This is a genomic window from Streptomyces pathocidini (genome assembly GCF_001418495.1).
Taxonomy (GTDB): Bacteria; Actinomycetota; Actinomycetes; order Streptomycetales; family Streptomycetaceae; genus Streptomyces; species Streptomyces pathocidini.
Window position 1 is genome coordinate 1 of sequence record NZ_LIQY01000729.1, and the last position, 1,217, is coordinate 1,217.

General features: G+C 76.4%; 1 protein-coding gene. It reads right to left on the reverse strand.

What is annotated here, in order from left to right; translation table 11 throughout:
• Positions 1 to 1,216 (reverse strand): bifunctional 3'-5' exonuclease/DNA polymerase (locus AOK16_RS24860; RefSeq protein ID WP_079101770.1); only part of this gene is annotated, 1,216 nt, incomplete at its 3' end.
• Position 1,217 lies beyond the last annotated feature (1 nt).

Here is a 1,217-nt window from a genome sequence, read left to right on the forward strand (position 1 = left end):
CCTCCTGAGGCAACCCCGCCTCCTCGCCCCAGGCATCGGCCCCCACCGCAGGCGGACACGTCCGCCCCAGCCACGTCCGTACGAGCCGCCCCTCCTCGCCCGCGCGGGCCGCCTCGTCCACGTACGCGACCGCAGCCGGGAACCGCCGCCGCAGGTCGGCGAGGAACTTCAGCGCGTCCCCGGACGTCTGCCCGTACACCGCGCTGAGCAGCGCCAGCTTCGCCTGGTCGCGGTTGCCGGCGAAGGCGCGGTCGGACAGCGCGGTGTACAGGTCGCCGGGCTGGGCCGCGACCTCCATCAGGCCCGGGTCGCGCGAGACCGCCGCCAGGACGCGCGGCTCCATCTGGTCGGCGTCGGCCACGACCAGCCGCCACCCCGGGTCGGCCACCACCGCGCGCCGCACCACCTTGGGGATCTGCAGCGCCCCGCCCCCGTTGGTGGTCCACCGCCCGGTCACGGTCCCGCCCGGCATGTACTCGGGCCGGAACCGGCCATCCCGCACCCATGCCTGGAGCCAGGCCCAGCCGTGGGCGGTGTGCACCCGGTAGAGCTTCTTGTATTCGAGCAGGTGCGGCACCGCCGGGTGGTCGATCCCCCGCAGCTCCCACGCGCGCGTGGACGACAGGGCGACGCCCGCGCGCGCGAAGGCGCGGACGATGTCCGACGGCAGGTCGGGCCTGACCCTGGCGCCGCCGAACGCCCGCGAGACCTCGTCCGCCAACTCGGCCAAGCGGCGCGGTTCCTGGACGCCCGGGTAGCGCTCGCCGAGCAGCTCGGTCAGCAGCTCGCGGTGGACGTCGGCCCGCCACGGGATGCCGGCCCGGGTCATTTCGGCGGCGACCAGGGTGCCCGCCGACTCCCCCGCGGTCAGCAGCGTCATCCGGTCGGGATGCTCGGCGGCCCGGTGCCTGCGCTGCTGGTCGGCGTACACCTCCAGTAGCGCCTCCAGCGGATCGGTACCGGGCGGCAGGGGCACGGGACCGGGGTCGAAGAGCGAGGGATGCTGCTCGGTGGAGCGCGGCGGCGGGTCCTGCGGTACGGGGAGCCGGTGCAGCCGGGCCCAGGCCGCGGCGAGCGAGCGGGGACGGCCCCAGTGCCCCTCGTGCCCGCCGAGCAGGGCCTCGGCGGCCCCCACGTCGTAGCAGCGCTCGACGCGGACACCGGCCGCGAGCAGCCGCGGATGGAGGTCGGCGGTGGCCCGCCAGACCCACCGCACG